15 protein-coding genes and 2 pseudogenes are annotated in these 17570 nt (G+C 57.4%); 11 read left to right on the top strand and 6 right to left on the bottom strand.

Annotated features, from left to right (window positions below):
- The first annotated feature begins 246 nt into the window (after positions 1-246).
- From CQ009_RS12430 to CQ009_RS12405, 7 genes and pseudogenes are all read left to right on the top strand, one after another.
- On the top strand, positions 247-717 hold the full coding sequence (locus CQ009_RS12430; RefSeq protein ID WP_105706482.1) for a MarR family winged helix-turn-helix transcriptional regulator: 471 nt from the start codon (positions 247-249) through the stop codon (positions 715-717).
- Positions 718-852: 135 nt separating this feature from the next.
- Positions 853-1593, top strand: a complete 741-nt coding sequence (locus tag CQ009_RS12425; protein WP_064390106.1) for an NAD(P)-dependent oxidoreductase — start codon at positions 853-855, stop codon at positions 1591-1593.
- Positions 1594-1822: 229 nt separating this feature from the next.
- A pseudogene (locus CQ009_RS12420) lies at positions 1823-2243 on the top strand (AAA family ATPase); the annotation flags it as partial.
- A 309-nt stretch (positions 2244-2552) separates the two neighbouring features.
- On the top strand, positions 2553-3269 hold the full coding sequence (locus CQ009_RS12415) for an SDR family oxidoreductase (RefSeq protein ID WP_064390706.1): 717 nt from the start codon (positions 2553-2555) through the stop codon (positions 3267-3269).
- 170 nt (positions 3270-3439) lie between these two features.
- Positions 3440-3568 (top strand): annotated as a pseudogene (locus CQ009_RS30200) (LysR family transcriptional regulator); the annotation flags it as partial.
- Between the two features lie 8 nt (positions 3569-3576).
- Positions 3577-3963, top strand: coding sequence for a putative quinol monooxygenase (locus CQ009_RS12410; RefSeq protein ID WP_064390105.1), 387 nt, complete (start codon positions 3577-3579; stop codon positions 3961-3963).
- 279 nt (positions 3964-4242) lie between these two features.
- Positions 4243-4758, top strand: coding sequence for a cupin domain-containing protein (locus CQ009_RS12405; RefSeq protein WP_105706479.1), 516 nt, complete (start codon positions 4243-4245; stop codon positions 4756-4758).
- Between the two features lie 243 nt (positions 4759-5001).
- On the opposite strand, the gene CQ009_RS12400 is transcribed toward CQ009_RS12405, so the two are convergent.
- The 4 genes from CQ009_RS12400 to CQ009_RS12385 form a co-directional block, all read right to left on the bottom strand.
- Complete coding sequence (locus CQ009_RS12400; RefSeq protein ID WP_064390045.1) at positions 5002-5898, bottom strand: serine hydrolase; 897 nt, start codon at positions 5896-5898, stop codon at positions 5002-5004.
- A 68-nt stretch (positions 5899-5966) separates the two neighbouring features.
- Positions 5967-6971 (bottom strand): LysR family transcriptional regulator, encoded by a 1005-nt coding sequence (locus CQ009_RS12395; protein ID WP_256585414.1) that lies wholly within the window; start codon positions 6969-6971, stop codon positions 5967-5969.
- An 81-nt stretch (positions 6972-7052) separates the two neighbouring features.
- Positions 7053-8183 carry an alkene reductase gene (locus CQ009_RS12390; protein ID WP_105706476.1) on the bottom strand — a complete coding sequence of 377 codons (1131 nt, stop codon included), beginning with the start codon at positions 8181-8183 and terminating at the stop codon, positions 7053-7055.
- 171 nt (positions 8184-8354) lie between these two features.
- Positions 8355-9542, bottom strand: a complete 1188-nt coding sequence (locus CQ009_RS12385; protein ID WP_105706474.1) for a XylR family transcriptional regulator — start codon at positions 9540-9542, stop codon at positions 8355-8357.
- Positions 9543-9717: 175 nt separating this feature from the next.
- On the opposite strand from CQ009_RS12385, the gene xylA reads away from it, so the two are divergent.
- From xylA to CQ009_RS12365, 4 genes are all read left to right on the top strand, one after another.
- Positions 9718-11034, top strand: coding sequence for a xylose isomerase (gene xylA / locus CQ009_RS12380; RefSeq protein WP_105706472.1), 1317 nt, complete (start codon positions 9718-9720; stop codon positions 11032-11034).
- Positions 11035-11182: 148 nt separating this feature from the next.
- Positions 11183-12184, top strand: coding sequence for a D-xylose ABC transporter substrate-binding protein (xylF, locus tag CQ009_RS12375; RefSeq protein ID WP_007913194.1), 1002 nt, complete (start codon positions 11183-11185; stop codon positions 12182-12184).
- Positions 12185-12338: 154 nt separating this feature from the next.
- Positions 12339-13895 (top strand): D-xylose ABC transporter ATP-binding protein, encoded by a 1557-nt coding sequence (gene xylG / locus CQ009_RS12370; protein ID WP_105706470.1) that lies wholly within the window; start codon positions 12339-12341, stop codon positions 13893-13895.
- Complete coding sequence (locus CQ009_RS12365) at positions 13896-15032, top strand: sugar ABC transporter permease (protein WP_007913196.1); 1137 nt, start codon at positions 13896-13898, stop codon at positions 15030-15032. It abuts the gene before it with no gap.
- Positions 15033-15042: 10 nt separating this feature from the next.
- Here CQ009_RS12365 and CQ009_RS12360 read toward each other — a convergent pair whose 3' ends face one another.
- Positions 15043-15966, bottom strand: a complete 924-nt coding sequence (locus CQ009_RS12360; RefSeq protein ID WP_064390039.1) for a LysR family transcriptional regulator — start codon at positions 15964-15966, stop codon at positions 15043-15045.
- A gap of 94 nt (positions 15967-16060) precedes the next feature.
- Positions 16061-17260 carry an MFS transporter gene (locus CQ009_RS12355; protein WP_105706468.1) on the bottom strand — a complete coding sequence of 400 codons (1200 nt, stop codon included), beginning with the start codon at positions 17258-17260 and terminating at the stop codon, positions 16061-16063.
- Positions 17261-17570: the final 310 nt, after the last annotated feature.

The following is a 17570-nucleotide window of genomic DNA, read 5'->3' as shown; positions in this document are numbered from 1 at the left end:
AAGGGGGGCGAGCGGGTGACGAATCAGCCGGGCGCGAAGAAGCAGAAGGAGTGGCTAATCATGGGCGCCAGGGAAGGGCACGGTTGGCGAGGGTTCATAAGCAAGACCTGTTAATTATTTTTTTGAGGTTGTGCTAGGGCGTATCATGCGGCGCATCGTCCGCAATGTCAGGCTGAGTGAATCCTCAGATAATTTAGTTGCGGTGTCAACCAAATTGCAAGATCTTCGATCTACGGTGTTTTCTCGATGGCTACCGATACACAACTGAACCTGTCGCGTTATGTACCTGGCCTGGTGACATTCCTGGCGAACAAACTCGCCACCGGGGCTTCCCAGTGCTACCGCAAACACTTCGGAATCGGCGTGGTTGAATGGCGGATGCTGTCGATGCTGGCGGTTGAATCCGACATCACCGCCAATCGAATCTGCCAGGCGATCGGTCTCGACAAGAGCGCTGTCAGTCGTTCATTGCAAACGCTGGAAGCAGCGGGGCGGATCACCAGTCAGCTGGATCCCAAGGATGCGCGGCGTTACACCGTGCGATTGACGGCCAGCGGCAAAGAACTGCATGACCGCGTGCTCAAAGTTGCACTTGAGCGAGAAGCGCGACTGCTCAGCGGATTGACCCCGGCTGAGGTTGATACGTTGGTTGATTTGCTTGGGCGGCTGCATTTGCAAGTGCCCAATGTGAACAGTTACGACCCGAGTGAGGACTGAGTTGCGGCAGACTGCTGCGTGAAATTGAGGGCTGCAGCCCGACGAGAGTTGGCGCGCTGCTGATTGGATCAGAGGTTGTAGACCGTCCAAAAGGCTGGGAGGCTAGCGTGACATTTACCATAAGGACATGCCGGAATGAGCTCAGGAAAAATCCTCGTCACAGGTGCGGCAGGAAAAATCGGCACTGCTTTTTGGCAAGAGCGCAACGATAAATCCGATTTGCGTTTGGCCGATTTAGACGTAACTCAACTTCCGGAATCGGCACAGCGTTTCGCTCTGGATGTCACGGATCAAGCCACTTGCCTTCGAGCTTGCGAAGGTATCCATACCGTCATCCATCTTGCTGCTGACCCTGACCCGGACGCCGATTTCATGGCCTCACTGCTTCCAGTGAACATCGTGGGCACTTACAACATGCTGTTCGCCGCAAAGGCACAAGGCTGCAAGCGCTTCATATTTGCAAGCAGTGCCCAAGTGATCGAAGGATATCCAACGGATGTTCAGATACAGGAATGCATGGCCCCTAAACCAGGCAATCTTTACGGCGTCAGCAAGGCGTTTGGAGAAGCTTTGGCTTCGATGTATGCAAACGATGGACAGATGACAACCATCGCAGTTCGTATTGCCAACGTAGCCAAATTTCAACAAGGGGAGACCCACAGTCCCAGAGACGTCGCCGCCTTCATCAGTTTTAGAGATGTTGTCGCGCTACTCAATAATTGCGTTGAAGCCGAGCTAAAGGGGTTTCACGTTATCCATGGGGTCTCAGATAACCGCTATAAGCGCCTCTCTATTGATCAGAGCAGAAAAGTTGTCGGATATGCTCCCATTGATGACGGGTTTGAGATTTTGGAAGGGGGCGCTCAATCTGATTGAACGCACATTTCCTCTGATAATCTCACAAGTGATCAACTGTTCCGGCGGAAGTATGGCCGATTGCTGCCCATCGTTATGGAGGAAATTCGGCCAGGAATGGTCATCGTGATGCGCCGGGAAAACGTGCTGGTTTAATGATTGGCAAAGTTGCTCAAGCGTTCAAGCCTGGGCCCGCTCCTGACCCAGGCAAAACCACTCTCAAAGGAGACGTCCCCATGACCAAACCAATGCCTTGGCGTCTGAACGGTCGGCTATTTTGATGAGTGAGGATTATTGGCTCTCAAGGATCTACCCTGATCAGATCCAATCAGTGGCCGATTACGTGAGGCTGGCGCGTCAGATTCGGGCACTGGTGGGCCCGCTTGTCATCGATGTGCTGAAGGCTGGCGTGACTGTGGTTCTGGATTTCCCGGCCAACACGCCAGAGGATCGGCAGTGGTTACGCGGTCTGGCGGACGCTGCCGAAAATTCCCCACTGTTTCCACTACATCGAAGTGGATGATGAGACCTGTCGGGGCAGGCTACATCGGCGCAATGGCCGCGCCGAGCATGAGTTTACAGCAAGCGACGCAGAGTTCGATTTGATAACGAGCTACTTTCGTGCTCCAGATACGAATGAGGGGATACGGATTGAAATTCACCGATTCTGAAGGGCCGTCATATTACTTGGAGTGAGTTATCTGGAACGTCTGCTTCTGGCGTCGCAGGTGATCGTTGATGCAATGTCGCCCTCAGATCTTTACATCCCGAAAACAGCTTCGATGAAAGCGCCGATCAATTTGGCCGGGAATATAAACGGCTGTGGGACGAGCAACCTCGTAATTTGACGTGACTTGGGTAGCGAATGCGTGAATCTCCACTCTGTTTTGCTCAGGATGAAAATCCTCGGAGCACTTCTGTCGGATAGGGTTCTGAAAGTGTTATCAATAGGTCTGGCATCGGATGATGAGAGGGTAATCATGAACAACAGCCGAACTGCACTGGTCACTGGTGCAACCAAAGGGATCGGTTTTGCACTCAGTACTCAGTTGAATCAGGCAGGCTGGAATGTCGTCGGCATCGCCAGGCATCCGGTTGATGATTTTCCCGGGAAGCTGTTGCTCTGTGATTTAACCGATGCTCGGCAAACGGCAGAAGTACTTGAGAAACTCCTGGAGCAGACCTCTATTGATGCCGTCGTCAATAACGCAGGCGTCGCGTCCCCGCAAAGCCTGGAAACGCTTGAACTTGAAACACTCCAGAAAGTTTTTGACCTGAATGTCCGAGCCTCGGTACAAATCGCCCAGGCTTGCCTGCCGTCTCTCAAGCGATCTTCTGCAGGACGCATCGTGAATGTCTGCAGCCGTGCCATTTTTGGAGCCCGGGACAGAACCGCTTACGCGGCGGCAAAAAGTGCATTGGTGGGGGTCACGCGTACGTGGGCACTTGAGTTGGCGCCCATTGGCATTACGGTCAATGCCGTCGCACCGGGCCCTATAGACACCGAGCTTTTTCGAAAAAACCGCCCCGTGGGAAGTGAGGGTGAGCGTCAGATACTGTCCACGATTCCGATGCAAAGACTGGGCACGCCATCAGAAGTGGCCTCGCTGATTACCTTCCTGCTGAGCGAGGGAGCATCCTTCGTTACCGGCCAGGTGATCAGCGTCGATGGGGGAGGGAGTCTCGGTGGCAAATAGCGATACGAAGCCGATTTCCGGCCTTCGTTCCCGATCATGGAATTCAACTGATGAGTCTGATGCGGCAGTTTAATGAGGGAAATTCATCAAAATACGCTGATGTGATCCGTAGAATCATCTGACGTGGTCGCTCGTCCGGCTTCCATCCCGAATTCAAGTTGTGAGGCCTCATGAATGTAAGCCGCGCCAACGTCGCAGACTTTGTCTACTTTCTCGCCATTGCCCGCCATCAAAGCTTTAATCGCGCAGGCAAAGAGGTGGGCATCAGTGCTTCCGCCTTGCCACACAATGAAGAGGGGGAAACCTGATGGGTAAACGTTTATTAGGAGTGGTGGCATTGGCTGGATTACTGGCAGGACAAGCGCTGGCCGCCGAGGAAAATGGCTTGGTGGTGCGCATCGCGCAACTCGAAATCGATCCTGCACAGGTTGCGGCCTATCAAGCCGCAGTCAAGGAAGAGATCACAGAGTCGACTCGAACAGAGCCGGGCGTCATATCAATCTACGCCGTCGCCGAAGTCGACCGCCCGAACTGGTTTCATTTCTTCGAAATCTACGCCAGCGATTCGGCATACCGAAGCCATATCGAATCGCCGCACTTCAAAAAGTACGCTGTTATCACGCAGTCGATGATTCTGTCGAAGCGCTTGATTGAAACCACGCCAATCGAGCTAAGCCCCCGGCCTGCGCCGTAACAGGCCAGTTCGAAAGAGATTTGCGCGCTGGGCAGCGCTGGTTTTTTAAATGGGGGAAAGCGATGAAAAATTTGAAGGTGATGGCGATCTGATGAGGTTTTGCATTGAGGGTAGGGCGGCTCCGTCATGATTGCTTGGAGATACCAGCGGCGTAGTGAATTTCAAAAGTAGTGGCACGAGCATGGACCTTTATTCACTAGAAAATCATGTTTAACTACACTAAATGGTCGTTTAGTCGAGTTAACGTAAATTAGCAGCATATTCGGCGGAGAAGAGCCCTTGATCAAGCTTGAAGCCAAGGCTGGAGACATTATTAGAACATTGGATCTGCAGCCTCACCTCGAAGGTGGCTACTTCCGCAGAACCTATCAGGCCGATCATCGCGACCCACTCGAAACCCCCAGCGGCCCACGGTATCTGATGACTTCGATTTACTATCTGCTGGATCAGCAATCACCGGTGGGCCAGTTTCATTTCAATCGATCCGACATCCTGCATTATTTCCACCTGGGCGACGCCATTGAGTACAGCCTGATTCATGCTGATGGCTCATTGCAGACATTGGTAATGGGCACCGACATTCTGGCAGGACAGCTTTTGCAATTACACGTACCGGGTGGAATATGGAAAGCTTCACGGTTGCTCGAAGGCGAAAATGGATTTGGGCTGATCAGCGAAGCCGTTTCGCCAGGATTTGATTTTGCCGATATGGAAATGGGTGATCGGCAGAAACTCACGCAGCAATTTCCACAGCATCGAACGTTGATTGAAAAGCTGACGCGTGATGAGGGTTGATAGGCGTCGAATTCAAGGAAAAGCTGTGGATCGGATTCAGGGCAATTCTGCAGGTTGAAATCCACTGTGCAACCGGGCTAATCTCGAAACATCTTGTTACGTGTAATGTATATTATGTTAAATCATGTATTACGCTATGCGACCTTGCAGCATGTCCACTTACACTAACCCGGTCGATTTTGCACAAACCCGGTGTCTCGGTAACCTGTTCCCAAAGCCGCCGTTGTCGGCCTACTGCCGTTTTCAGATGTTTTCATCCCTGTGCTGCAGTACTTGCATCAGTCGTCCAACAACGCGGGCCTCGACAGCGCCTTCATTTACGCCTGCCTCAAAAACTGCACAACAAGCTGATGCGTCGGCGTCGCCGATACGGTAGACCGCGATGACACTACCTGGTCCGCAACCAGTGTGCCCGCAGAGGGAATGCCCGCTGCCAATCGCCCCCTGCATCACACCAAGTCCATAGCCCGGAGTGATCCATGGGCGTCCGGGGATCGGGCCGCCCAATGTTCGCGCTGCCTGCATTTGCTGGAGCAAGTCTGTGGTTAGCAAGTCGGCGCTGAGGAGGCGATCGAGAAATAGCGCTGCTTGCGAAACCGGGCCGACCAACAGGCCGTGATAAACCCACGCAGGGTCATAATTCAAGGTGCATTCGGGATGGGTCGCTTGTAAGTCAGCTCGCGTTTTAGCAAAGCGAACGTTCGACAGGCCCAGAGGTGAAATCGCCCGTTGAAGCACCGCCTCATCAAGCGTCAGTTCAGTTAGCCGTTCAATCAGTCTGCCAACGAGCAAGTAGCCAACATTTGAGTAACGCCAACTGGATCCGGGACTGTATCGAAGTGAAGTGCCGTCAAGGCGCTGCATCATTTCGTCCGCCGACCAGGCAGATTCACCGTTGGTAACGGCTGCGTGATACTCCGCAAGTTCGCCGTAATCGGCCAGTCCTGCTTCATGCCGCAAGAGCTGACGTAAGGTGAAAGGGTCATCAGGAATCTGGTCGTCCAGTCCGATCAGCCCGTCTCGGACCAACGACAGGGCTGTCGCAGCCAGGACTGTTTTCGTGAAACTCCACCAAGGGACCCTCAGTTCTAATTGATCAGGCGTTTGTGCCTGGCCATTTGATATGAGTGAACTGAGCATTGGCGTCCCTGGAATGTTGATCGAATCGGCAGTTCGACAAGATAGCTCATTCCCTGCCTGTTTCTACCTCAACAATCACTGAGATCATCCCAATAAGGAGGCGCGCCGATCGCTTTGATGAAGTAGTCCCACACCACACGGACCTTCTGAGACCGCAGGCGATTCTCAGGGGAAAGCAGATGGATCTGGCTAGGCGTTTGCTCCACCGATCCCTGCCAATCAGGTAACAGCCGAATGAGCTGCTGGCTCATAAAGCTCTCGCGACTAAAAAGCCAGGACGGAAAAAACACGATCCCCCTACCCGCCAGCGCGGCCTCCACCAACACCTGCCCATTGTTACTTCTGAGCGGACCATGGACGTCGATAATCTCGGGTTTGTCGCTGCCAGGCTTTCTGAAATACCAGCGCTGCGCCCCGCCGGTTCCCTTGTAGACCAGGCAGGCGTGATTCTGCAGATCCGCCGGCGACACGGGTTGGCCATGCTTTGCTATGTATCCCGCACTGGCGCACAGAACATAGTGTTGATCGCAGATTTTCCGGCCGATCAAGCCAGAGTCGCCCAGGTGCCCGACCCGAAAGATGAGGTCGGCGCCCTCCTGAACCGGGTCGATAAAGGCGTCGGTGACCGTCAACTCGACCGTCAGCTCGGGATACTTGTCATACAGACCGTTCAACAGTTTGACGATGTGCAGACTGCCGAACGCGACTGGCGCGTTGATCCGTACAAGTCCACGAACCTCGCCACCCTTGCCGGCTATTTCCTCATCGGCGGCATCGAGCAATTCCAGCACTTCGCGGATCTGCAGGTAATAGCGCTCGCCTGCATCTGTCAGTTTCACTGCGCGGGTGTTTCGATAAAGAAGCTGCTGACCCACCTCTCGCTCAAGCGCCGCGATGAAGCGCGAAACGGAAGACGCCGGCACTTGGAAGTGACGAGCCGTCGCCGAGAAACTGCCAGTCACGGCGACCATGGCGAAGTACCGGTGCGCTTTGAGGTGCATAAGGTTTCCGATCATCAAGAACAGTTGGTTTGCACTAAAACAGAACTTCGCCTGCTTGTCCTCTCGCAACATCCTTGCAGGCCTGTTTGCATCCGAAACGAAAAAGCAGCCGTCCCGAATATCGGTGACGGCTGCCAGTGCTTCAGCGGCTACTTAGCCTTTATAGGGCGGGTAATCGACATAACCCTCGGCCCCGCCGCCGTAGAAGGTTTCGCGTTTGGCTTCGGTCAGAGGCCAGTTGTGCTGCAGCCGCGCCACCAGATCAGGGTTGCTGATGTAAGCGGTGCCAAATGCGGCGAGGTCGATGATGCCGTCATTGATCAGATCGTCCGCACGCTGGCGCGACATGCCGCCCGCCAGAATCAGCGCTGTGGCCGGCAATTTCGACTTGATGGTCGACAGCAACTCAAGGAACGTTGCCATAGGCCCGCCGCCACCGCCCTCAGTACCTGGAGCAGGAAAACCGGACTGATCCATCACATGAACATACGCCAATTGCCGCGCACCAATCTCCGCAGCCAGCGTGGTGTAGGTTTCATCGATTTGCTCGTACAGCGGCATATCGAACAGTTGGCCATACGGCGAAATACGAATGCCCACCCGGCCCGCGCCGATCCGCGCGACTACAGCATCGATCACTTCCAGGGTGAAGCGCAGGCGATTTTCCAAGCGATCGGCCGAGTACTGATCGGTTCGATCATTGACCAGTGGATTCATGAACTGCTCGAACAGATAGCCATTGGCACCGTGAATTTCCACGCCGTCAAAACCCGCCTCGATTGCGTTTTGCGCAGCCTGCGCGAACTCACCGACGATGCGCGAAACCTCAGCCGTTTCCAGTTGACGGGGTGCCGGCGGCTCGACCAGCGCTGGCTTGCCGTCAGCGTCGTAACCAAATGCTGTCGCGCCGACAGCTTGCTTCGACGTAGCGCTCACCGGCAGTTTTCCACCGTCCTGGATCGACGGATGCGAGACGCGGCCGACGTGCCAGATCTGCGCAAACATCTTGCCGCCCACGGCATGCACGGAGTCGGTGGTCAGACGCCATCCAGCAATCTGCTCGGCAGTGAAGATCCCGGGATTGAACAGATAGCCCTGCCCCTCACGGGAAATCGGCGTGCCTTCGCTGACGATCAAGCCTGCGGTAGCGCGTTGCGCGTAATACAGCGCCACGCGTTCATCGGCAGCATCATTGGGTGCACGCGATCGGGTCAGCGGCGCCATGACGATGCGGTTTTTGAGCGTGGTGTCGCCCAGGCGAAGTGCTTCGAAGAGTTTCGACATCAGAATTTTCCAAGGTTGATCAACTGAGACGACGACCAGCGCAGTGACAGGCTAACGATGTGGACTGTCCGAACTGGCGCCAAAGGCCTGATGAGTTGCAGCAATGGATTGATGCTAACTTCTGATATAGACGGCAACAATCCGCCGGAATCGCAAATGACTATTGCTTTTTTAGCAATGAGATTTAGGCGGAGCCTGCTGATACTCCCGAGGCGTACAACCCAACTCCCGCCGAAACACCGTGTGCAGATACTGCGCAGATTTAAACCCACAACTGCGCGCAACGTCGGCAATCACCGAATCGGTACTCGTCAGGCCCTTGGTCGCCGCCGCCAATTTGAAACGCAAAATCTCGTCATGCACGCTACACCCTCGCTCAGCACGAAAATGCGCTTCAAGTGACGAACGCGACACACCGACATAAGCCGCGACCTGTGCTGTTTTAATGCCTTGGCAAGCATATTGGCGAATAAACAGTAGCGCTTGCATGACGTAGGGATTGCCCAAAGGCTGGTGCAAACTCGAGACCTGCACGTTGACTGCATCCGGAGGAATCAGGATCTGCGTGCCGTTAGATGGCATGCCGTGCAGCATCTGATGCAGCAATTGCGCAGCGGTACGGCCCATGGTTTCAGTGCCCTGGATGACCGAACTCAGCGGCACGCGTGTCAGGCTGCGGGTCAACGGATCATTGTCGATGCCGATCAATGCTACCTGCTCCGGGACGGCAATGCCGGCGGTCAGGCAGGCTTGCAGCAATTGGCGCGCGCGGGCGTCGCTGACGGCGATGATGCCGATGGGTTTGGGCAGGCTCTGCAGCCAGGCGATCAGTTGTTCAACGGCGCTGTCCCACAGCGGTGCGCTGGTGCCCATGCCGCGATAGATTTCGCCGTGCAGGCCGTCGCGTTTCATCAGTTTGCGAAAGGCTTTTTCGCGCTCCTGCGCCCAACGATTGGCCTGGGCTTCCGGAAGGCTGAAGCAGGCAAAACGTTGCAGTCCAGCCTCGATCAAGTGCGTGTAAGCGAGGGTCATCAGCGCGTTGTTATCGGTGGCGACGTAGGGAATCGCTTTCGGGTAGGCGCGTTTATCCTCGTACGAGCCCCCTACCGCTACCACCGGCATCTGGATATCGGCCAGCGCCTCGCCAATCAGCGGGTCGTCGAAGTCGGCAATGATCCCGTCACCCTGCCAGCGCTCGATGCCTTTCAGACGACAGAGAAAATCCTCCTCCAGGAACAGATCCCAGGAAGCACGGGTGCTGCTCAGGTAGTTGCCGATGCCGCTGATGATCCCACGGTCGTAGATCTTGCTGCCGTTGAACAACAGGGCGATGCGGTGAACAGGCGGTACGGTTTTCATTGTTTTTATGCTTGTTCCGGGCCTCTGGTCACGGAGGCGATTGGCACAGACTAGGCGCGTGGCCGAAGAAGCTCAATACGCAAAATCGCACTCGGTGTTGATGTTTTTCATAATCAGCGGGCACAGGGCCGTTGCTAGTATCGAGACACCGCCAAGAACAACAAGGACAAGGTCCATGCAGTATTTCCCCGATGTCGATGCGATTCGCTACGAAGGCCCGAACAGCGATTCCCCCCTCTCCTTTCGTCACTACGACGCCGACAAACTCATCCTCGGCAAACCCATGCGCGAACACCTGCGCATGGCTGCCTGTTACTGGCACACGTTCGTCTGGCCGGGTTCCGATGTGTTCGGCGCGGGGACGTTCAAGCGCCCATGGCAACATGCCGGCGACCCGATGGAACTGGCGATCGGCAAAGCGGCAGCCGCCTTCGAATTCTTCTCCAAATTGGGTATCGACTATTACTGCTTCCATGACACCGATGTCGCCCCGGAAGGCAGTTCGCTGAAGGAGTACCGCAACCACTTCGCACAGATGGTTGATCACCTGGAGCAACATCAGGAAGCCAGCGGCATCAAGCTGCTGTGGGGCACCGCCAATTGCTTCAGCAACCCGCGTTTCGCTGCCGGCGCCGCGAGCAACCCGGACCCGGAAGTGTTCGCCTGCGCCGCAGCGCAGGTGTTCAGCGCCATGAACGCAACCCAGCGCCTGAAAGGCGCCAACTACGTGTTGTGGGGCGGTCGCGAAGGCTATGAAACCCTGCTCAATACGGACTTGAAACGAGAGCGCGAACAACTCGGCCGCTTTATGCGCATGGTGGTCGAACACAAGCACAAGATCGGTTTTACCGGCGACCTGCTGATCGAACCGAAGCCGCAAGAGCCGACCAAGCACCAATACGATTACGACAGCGCCACCGTGTTCGGCTTTCTTCAGCAATTCGGTTTGGAACACGAAATCAAGGTCAACATCGAGGCCAACCACGCGACCCTCGCCGGGCACAGCTTCCATCACGAGATCGCGACGGCTGTCTCGCTGGGGATTTTCGGCAGTATCGACGCCAACCGGGGTGATCCGCAAAACGGCTGGGACACCGATCAGTTCCCCAACAGCGTCGAAGAAATGACCCTGGCCACCTATGAAATTCTCAAGGCTGGCGGATTCAAGAATGGCGGATTCAACTTTGACTCCAAGGTGCGCCGGCAAAGCCTCGATCAGATCGATCTGTTCCATGGCCACGTCGGCGCTATGGATGTGCTCGCCCTGTCGCTGGAGCGCGCAGCAGCCATGGTGCAGAACGACGAACTGCAACGGCTCAAGGATCAACGCTACGCCGGTTGGCAGCAGCCGTTCGGGCAAGCGGTGATGGCCGGTGACTTCAACCTTGAGTCGTTGGCCGAGCACGCGTTCACCAACGAGTTGAACCCGCAAGCCGTCAGCGGCCGCCAGGAAATGCTTGAGAACATCGTCAACCGGTTTATCTATCGCTGATCACACAGGGAGTCTGCGGGCGCATCCATGCGGTGACATTTCTACGACAATTCTGTGCCTGCGGCGTCTGCGGATTCTCTACAGTTTTACCAGCCCGATACTCATCGTCAGGCCGTGTCTTTCCAACAACAATAAAAGGACGCCCACTATGAAGAACGTAAAACGCACGCTATTGGCCACTGCCCTGGCGCTGTTGTCACTGCCGGTGATGGCTGACGCTGCCCACCCGAAAATCGGTTTCTCCATTGATGACCTGCGCCTGGAACGCTGGTCGCGTGACCGTGATTACTTCGTCGCGGCGGCAGAAAAAATGGACGCCAAGGTCTTCGTGCAATCAGCCGATGCCAACGAGCAGAAGCAGATTTCCCAGATCGAAAACCTCATTTCCCGGGGTGTCGATGTCATCGTCATCGTGCCGTTCAACGCTACGGTGCTGACCAACGCGGTGGCCGAAGCGAAGAAAGCCGGGATCAAGGTCGTGTCCTATGATCGTCTGATCCTCAACGCTGATGTCGACGCCTACATTTCCTTCGATAACGAAAAGGTCGGCGAGATGCAGGCCAGCGGCGTGCTGAATGCCGCGCCCAAGGGCAACTACTTCCTGCTCGGTGGAGCGCCCACCGACAACAACGCAAAGATCTTGCGTGAAGGCCAGATGAAAGTGCTGCAACCAGCCATCGACAAGGGCGATATCAAGATCGTCGGCCAACAGTGGGTCAAGGAATGGAACCCGACCGAGGCGCTGAGCATTGTTGAAAACGCCTTGACCCGCAACGACAACAAAATCGACGGCATCGTTGCCTCCAACGACGCCACGGCAGGCGGAGCGATTCAGGCACTGGCGGCGCAGCAACTGGCCGGCAAGGTGCCGATTTCCGGGCAGGACGCTGACCTTGCTGCAGTCAAGCGCGTGATCGCCGGCACGCAAACCATGACCGTATACAAACCGCTGAAACTCATCGCCACCGAAGCCGCCAAGCTCTCGGTGCAACTGGCGCGCAACGAAAAACCTGCCTTCAGTTCGCAGTACGACAACGGCAGCAAAAAAGTCGACACCATCCTGCTCACGCCAACCCCGCTGACCAAGGACAACATCGACCTGCTCGAACAGGACGGCTTCTACACCAAGGCGCAAATTGCCGGGAAGTGATCTCCGGTAATGCGAAAAACCCTTGTGGGAGCGAGCCTGCTCGCGAATTCGGTGTGTCAGTCAACGAAGCATTGTCTGAACTGACGCTTTCGCGAGCAGGCTCGCTCCCACCCAGGTTCAGTGGTGTGTGAGTCTTTGATTACGAGCCTTCTCCATGTCCGACTATCTGCTGCAAATGAACGGCATCGTCAAAACCTTCGGCGGTGTCAAAGCGCTCAACGGCATCGACATCAAGGTCAGGCCGGGTGAATGCGTTGGTCTGTGCGGCGAGAATGGCGCCGGCAAGTCGACGCTGATGAAGATCCTTTCGGCGGTCTACCCCCACGGCACCTGGGACGGTGAAATCCTCTGGGACGGGCAACCGCTCAAGGCGCAATCGATCAGCGAAACGGAAGCCGCCGGTATCGTCATCATTCATCAGGAACTGACGCTGGTACCCGACCTGTCGGTGGCCGAAAACATTTTCATGGGCCATGAGCTGACGCTGCCCGGCGGGCGCATGAACTACCCGGCGATGATCCACCGCGCCGAAGCGCTGATGCGCGAACTGAAAGTCCCGGACATGAACGTATCGCTGCCGGTGTCGCAGTACGGCGGCGGCTATCAGCAACTGGTGGAAATCGCCAAGGCTCTGAACAAAAAGGCCCGCCTGCTGATCCTCGACGAGCCCTCCTCGGCCTTGAGCCGTTCGGAAATCGAGGTGTTGCTGGACATCATCCGCGACCTCAAAGCCAAGGGCGTAGCCTGCGTCTACATCTCGCACAAGCTCGATGAAGTGGCCGCCGTGTGCGACACCATTTCGGTGATCCGCGACGGCAAACACATCGCCACCACCGCCATGGCCGACATGGATATTGCGCAAATCATCACGCAGATGGTCGGGCGGGAAATGAGCAACCTCTACCCCAGCGAGCCACACGACATTGGCGAAGTGATTTTCGAGGCCCGCCACATCACCTGCTACGACGTCGACAACCCCAAGCGCAAACGAGTCGACGATATTTCCTTCGTGCTCAAACGCGGCGAGATCCTCGGCATCGCCGGGCTGGTCGGTGCCGGCCGCACCGAACTGGTGACCGCGCTGTTCGGCGCTTTTCCCGGTCGCCACGAGGGCGAAGTCTGGCTGGACGGGCAAGCCATCGACACGCGCACGCCGCTCAAATCAATCCGTGCCGGTCTATGTCTGGTACCCGAGGACCGCAAGCGCCAAGGGATCATTCCGGATCTGGGCGTTGGCCAGAACATCACCCTCGCCGTGCTGGGCAGTTACTCGAAACTGACCCGCATTGATGCCGAAGCCGAACTGGGCAGTATCGATCGGGAAATCTCGCGCCTGCACCTCAAGACGGCGAGTCCGTTCCTGCCGATCACCAGCCTGTCGGGTGGCAATCAACAAAAAGCCGTACTGGCGAAGATGCTGCTGGCCAAACCTCGAGTGCTGATTCTCGATGAGCCGACCCGAGGCGTGGACGTCGGCGCCAAATACGAAATCTACAAGTTGATGGGCGCACTGGCCGCTGCGGGCGTGTCGATCATCATGGTCTCGTCGGAGCTGGCCGAAGTGCTCGGCGTTTCCGACCGCGTGCTGGTGATCGGCGAAGGCCAGTTGCGCGGCGACTTCATCAACCATGAACTCACCCAAGAGCAAGTGCTCGCTGCCGCACTCAGCCAGCCTGGCAGCCATAACAATAATGATCGGAAATCCGCGTAAATGAATCAGGTCAAACAACTGTTCACTCGTTACAAAATGCTCGCGCTGGTGTTTGCCGTGGTGCTGATCTGGCTGTTCTTCAGCTGGCAGACCGAGGGCGGATTCCTCACCCCGCGCAACCTGTCCAATCTGCTGCGGCAGATGTCGATTACCGGCATTCTTGCCTGCGGCATGGTGCTGGTGATCATCAGCGGCGAGATCGATTTGTCGGTCGGTTCATTGCTCGGCCTGCTCGGTGGTCTCGCGGCCATTCTCGATGTGGTCTATCACATCCCGCTGTTGGCCAACCTCAGTCTGGTCGCCCTGTGCGGGCTGATGATCGGCCTCGCCAACGGCTACATGACGGCTTACCTGCGCATCCCCTCGTTCATTGTCGGCCTGGGCGGCATGCTGGCTTTTCGCGGGATTCTGCTGGGGATTACCGGCGGCACGACCATCGCGCCGGTATCGCCGGAGCTGGTTTACATTGGCCAGGGTTACCTGCCCCACGCGATCGGCACCGGTCTGGGTATTTTGTTGTTCGCACTGACCGTGTTCCTCACCTGGAAACAACGACGCAATCGCGCCCTGCACGGCCTCGCGGCGCATTCATTGGTGCGTGACGTCATCCGCGTATTGGTGATCGGTGCCGTGCTCGCCGGCTTCGTCCAGACGCTGAACAGCTATGACGGCATTCCCGTGCCCGTCCTGCTGCTACTGATTTTGTTGGGAGTGTTCAGCTACGTGACCAGTCAGACCGTGTTCGGTCGGCGCGTCTATGCGGTGGGCAGCAATATGGAAGCGACGCGCCTGTCCGGGATCAATGTGCAGGCGGTGAAGCTGTGGATCTTCGGGATCATGGGCGTGATGTGCGCCCTCGCCGGCGTGGTCAATACCGCGCGCCTGGCCGCCGGTTCGCCTTCGGCCGGGAGCATGGGCGAACTCGATGCCATCGCCGCCTGCTTCATCGGCGGCACCTCGATGCGCGGCGGTTCCGGCACGGTGTACGGCGCCCTCCTCGGCGCGCTGGTTATTACCAGTCTGGACAACGGCATGTCCATGCTCGATGTCGACAGCTATTGGCAGATGATCGTCAAGGGCAGCATTCTGGTGTTGGCGGTTTGGGTGGATGTGAGTACGCGGACCGGGCGCCGTTGAGCCGCAGGGATCACGCGGCGGGCGTGGTCACGGCAGCCGGACTGAGAATTTCCATCAGGAAATCGATAAACACATTGATCCGGCTGGACCCACGGTGATTGGGTAAATACAAGGCGTTGATGCAGGTGCTGGCACTGCCGGGATTGACCTCGTACTGCTCAAGCAATCGGGTCAACCGGCCGGCTGCCACGTCGTCGCGCACCAGCCAGTCAGCCAGCAGCGTCACCCCGCCGCCACCGATGGCAGCTTCGCGCAGGATGTCGGCGTTGTTGCTTTGCAGGCGCCCGTGGACATTGAGCTGAATGGGCGCGTCTTCATTCTGAAAGGTCCAGTGTTGGTGGGTGCCGCCGTAATCGAAACGCAGGCATTGGTGCTCCAGCAAATCCCGTGGATGACAGAGCGCCGCGCTACGTGCCAGATACGCCGGACTGGCCACCACCCAGCGTTCAAACTGCCCCACGCGTTTGCTGACGATGTCTTCACTGACCACCGACGATCCGAGCCGCACCGAAACATCGATCTGCTCGCTGAGCAGGTCGCTGACCTGATCGCTCAGCGACAGACTGATCTCCAGCCCCGGATGCCGTTCAAGCAAACGGCTCAGGTGCGGTGCAATCAGACGCCGCCCGAACTCCACCGGCACGCTGATGCGCAGACGGCCCTGCGCTTCGGCGCCACGATCGGCGACGACCGCATCGGCTTCGTCGATCGCGTCGAGAATCGCCACGGCTTTTTCGAAATAGGTCTGGCCGGCAACGGTCACGCTGGTGTTGCGCGTGGTGCGATTGAGCAGGCTCGCGCCCAGCTCGTGTTCCAGCCCTGCCACTTGCCGTGTCACTGACGACGTTGATATCCCGAGTTTGCGCGCTGCCGAGGAATAGCCCCCGCAGCGCACGGTTTCCACAAACATCTTCAGTGCCAGCAACTTGTCCATAAGCGGGGTCCGGTCGAAAGGGAACGCGGATGATTGTGCATCACTGTTCCCCCGACGTCTTGTACCGCCGTGCTTGCACGCACTCGCTGGCTGTTCAGACATCGGCCTTGCGGCTCAGGAACAACCCGAGCGCCAGCGCTGGCAGCAGCGCCACTACGACGGCGGACAGGTTCCAGCCGAAGTGCTCGTACAGCGGACTGGCGACCAGTGAGCCCACGGCGCCGCCGACGAAAATACTGGTCATGTACACGGCGTTTAGACGCGCACGGCTGTGGGGATCGAGGGCGTAGACCTCACGCTGGCCGAGCACCATGCTCAATTGCACGGCGAAATCCAGCAGCACCGCGCACACCACCAGCCAGACATAGCCGCTGCCCGGAAGAGCGGCGATCAGCAGCGAAACCGGCGCTAGCAACAGTGCGACCAGCGTGCCGCGACGACCATGCCCGGCATCGGCCAGACGTCCGGCAATCGGCGCCGCAATGGCACCCACTGCACCGACCAGCGCGAAGATCGCGACTTGAGCCTGAGTGAAGCCGTGGTGACGCATCAGTTCAATCGGCGCGAGGGTCCAGAACAGGCTGAAACTGGCAAACAGCAGCCCTTGATACAGCGAGCGCTGACGCAACAGCGGATAGCGCCGAGCCAAGGCAAACACCGAGCCGATTAGCGCGGCATACGTGGCTTTATGCGTCGGCAGCCGACGCGGCAATGCCACGGCGGTAATCAGAGCGATGACGGCCATCAGGGCTGATGCGCTGTAAAACACTCCGCGCCAGCCGAACACTTCAACCAACAGGCTCGACAGTGGCCGCGACAACAGAATGCCCAGCAGCAGACCGCTCATGATATTGCCGACGACACGGCCACGGCTGGCTTCGGGCGCCAGGTGCGCCGCCAGCGGCACCAGGATCTGCACGGCCACCGAGGTCAGGCCGATCAGCAAAGACAACACCAGGAACATCGACGGTGAATGGGTCAGTCCGGCGCACAACAGCGTGACGCTCGCCGCCAGGGTGAAACCGACCACCAGCCGGCGGTTTTCCATCAGATCGGCCAGCGGCACCAGCAGCAACAGGCCCAGCGCGTAACCAAACTGCGTCAGCGAAACGATCAGGCTGGCATTCGCGCTGGACAGGCCGATCTGCGGTGCAATCAGCTCGACGATCGGCTGTGCGTAATAAAGATTGGCGACGACCGCGCCACAGCAAAATGCCAGGAACGCGACCATCAGGCCGGAAAGTGAAGTTGGCTGTTCGGCATTCGCCGCAACGGCCGGATTGCCCGTGAGCATGATGACACCTCATTGAGTTCAGGAAAGTGCTGCCAAGGCTACGGCCCTGTGGCGATCCACAGAATCCACACGGCGGGCAATGCACTGATGCGTCCTGCGCAACGGCGCAGGCGTTGCTTCTCGCGCAACGCGCTATTGCGTGCGCCGCTGATTCTCCCGCGCAGACGGTTTCTCTACGCTTTGGCCCTTGGCGCCGTCGTCCCCATCGGCGCCCTTCCCCGGCTGTTACAAGGAGCGTTGTCATGACCCGTATCCCATCCGTTCTGCCATTGCCTGCCGCGTTTTTCTCCGTCCCATGAACAGCTCATTT

Origin of the sequence: Pseudomonas sp. MYb2 (assembly GCF_002979955.1) — a bacterium.
Lineage (GTDB): Bacteria > Pseudomonadota > Gammaproteobacteria > Pseudomonadales > Pseudomonadaceae > Aquipseudomonas.
Note: the sequence above shows the minus strand (reverse complement) of the source record. Positions and strands in the feature narration are given on the sequence as shown.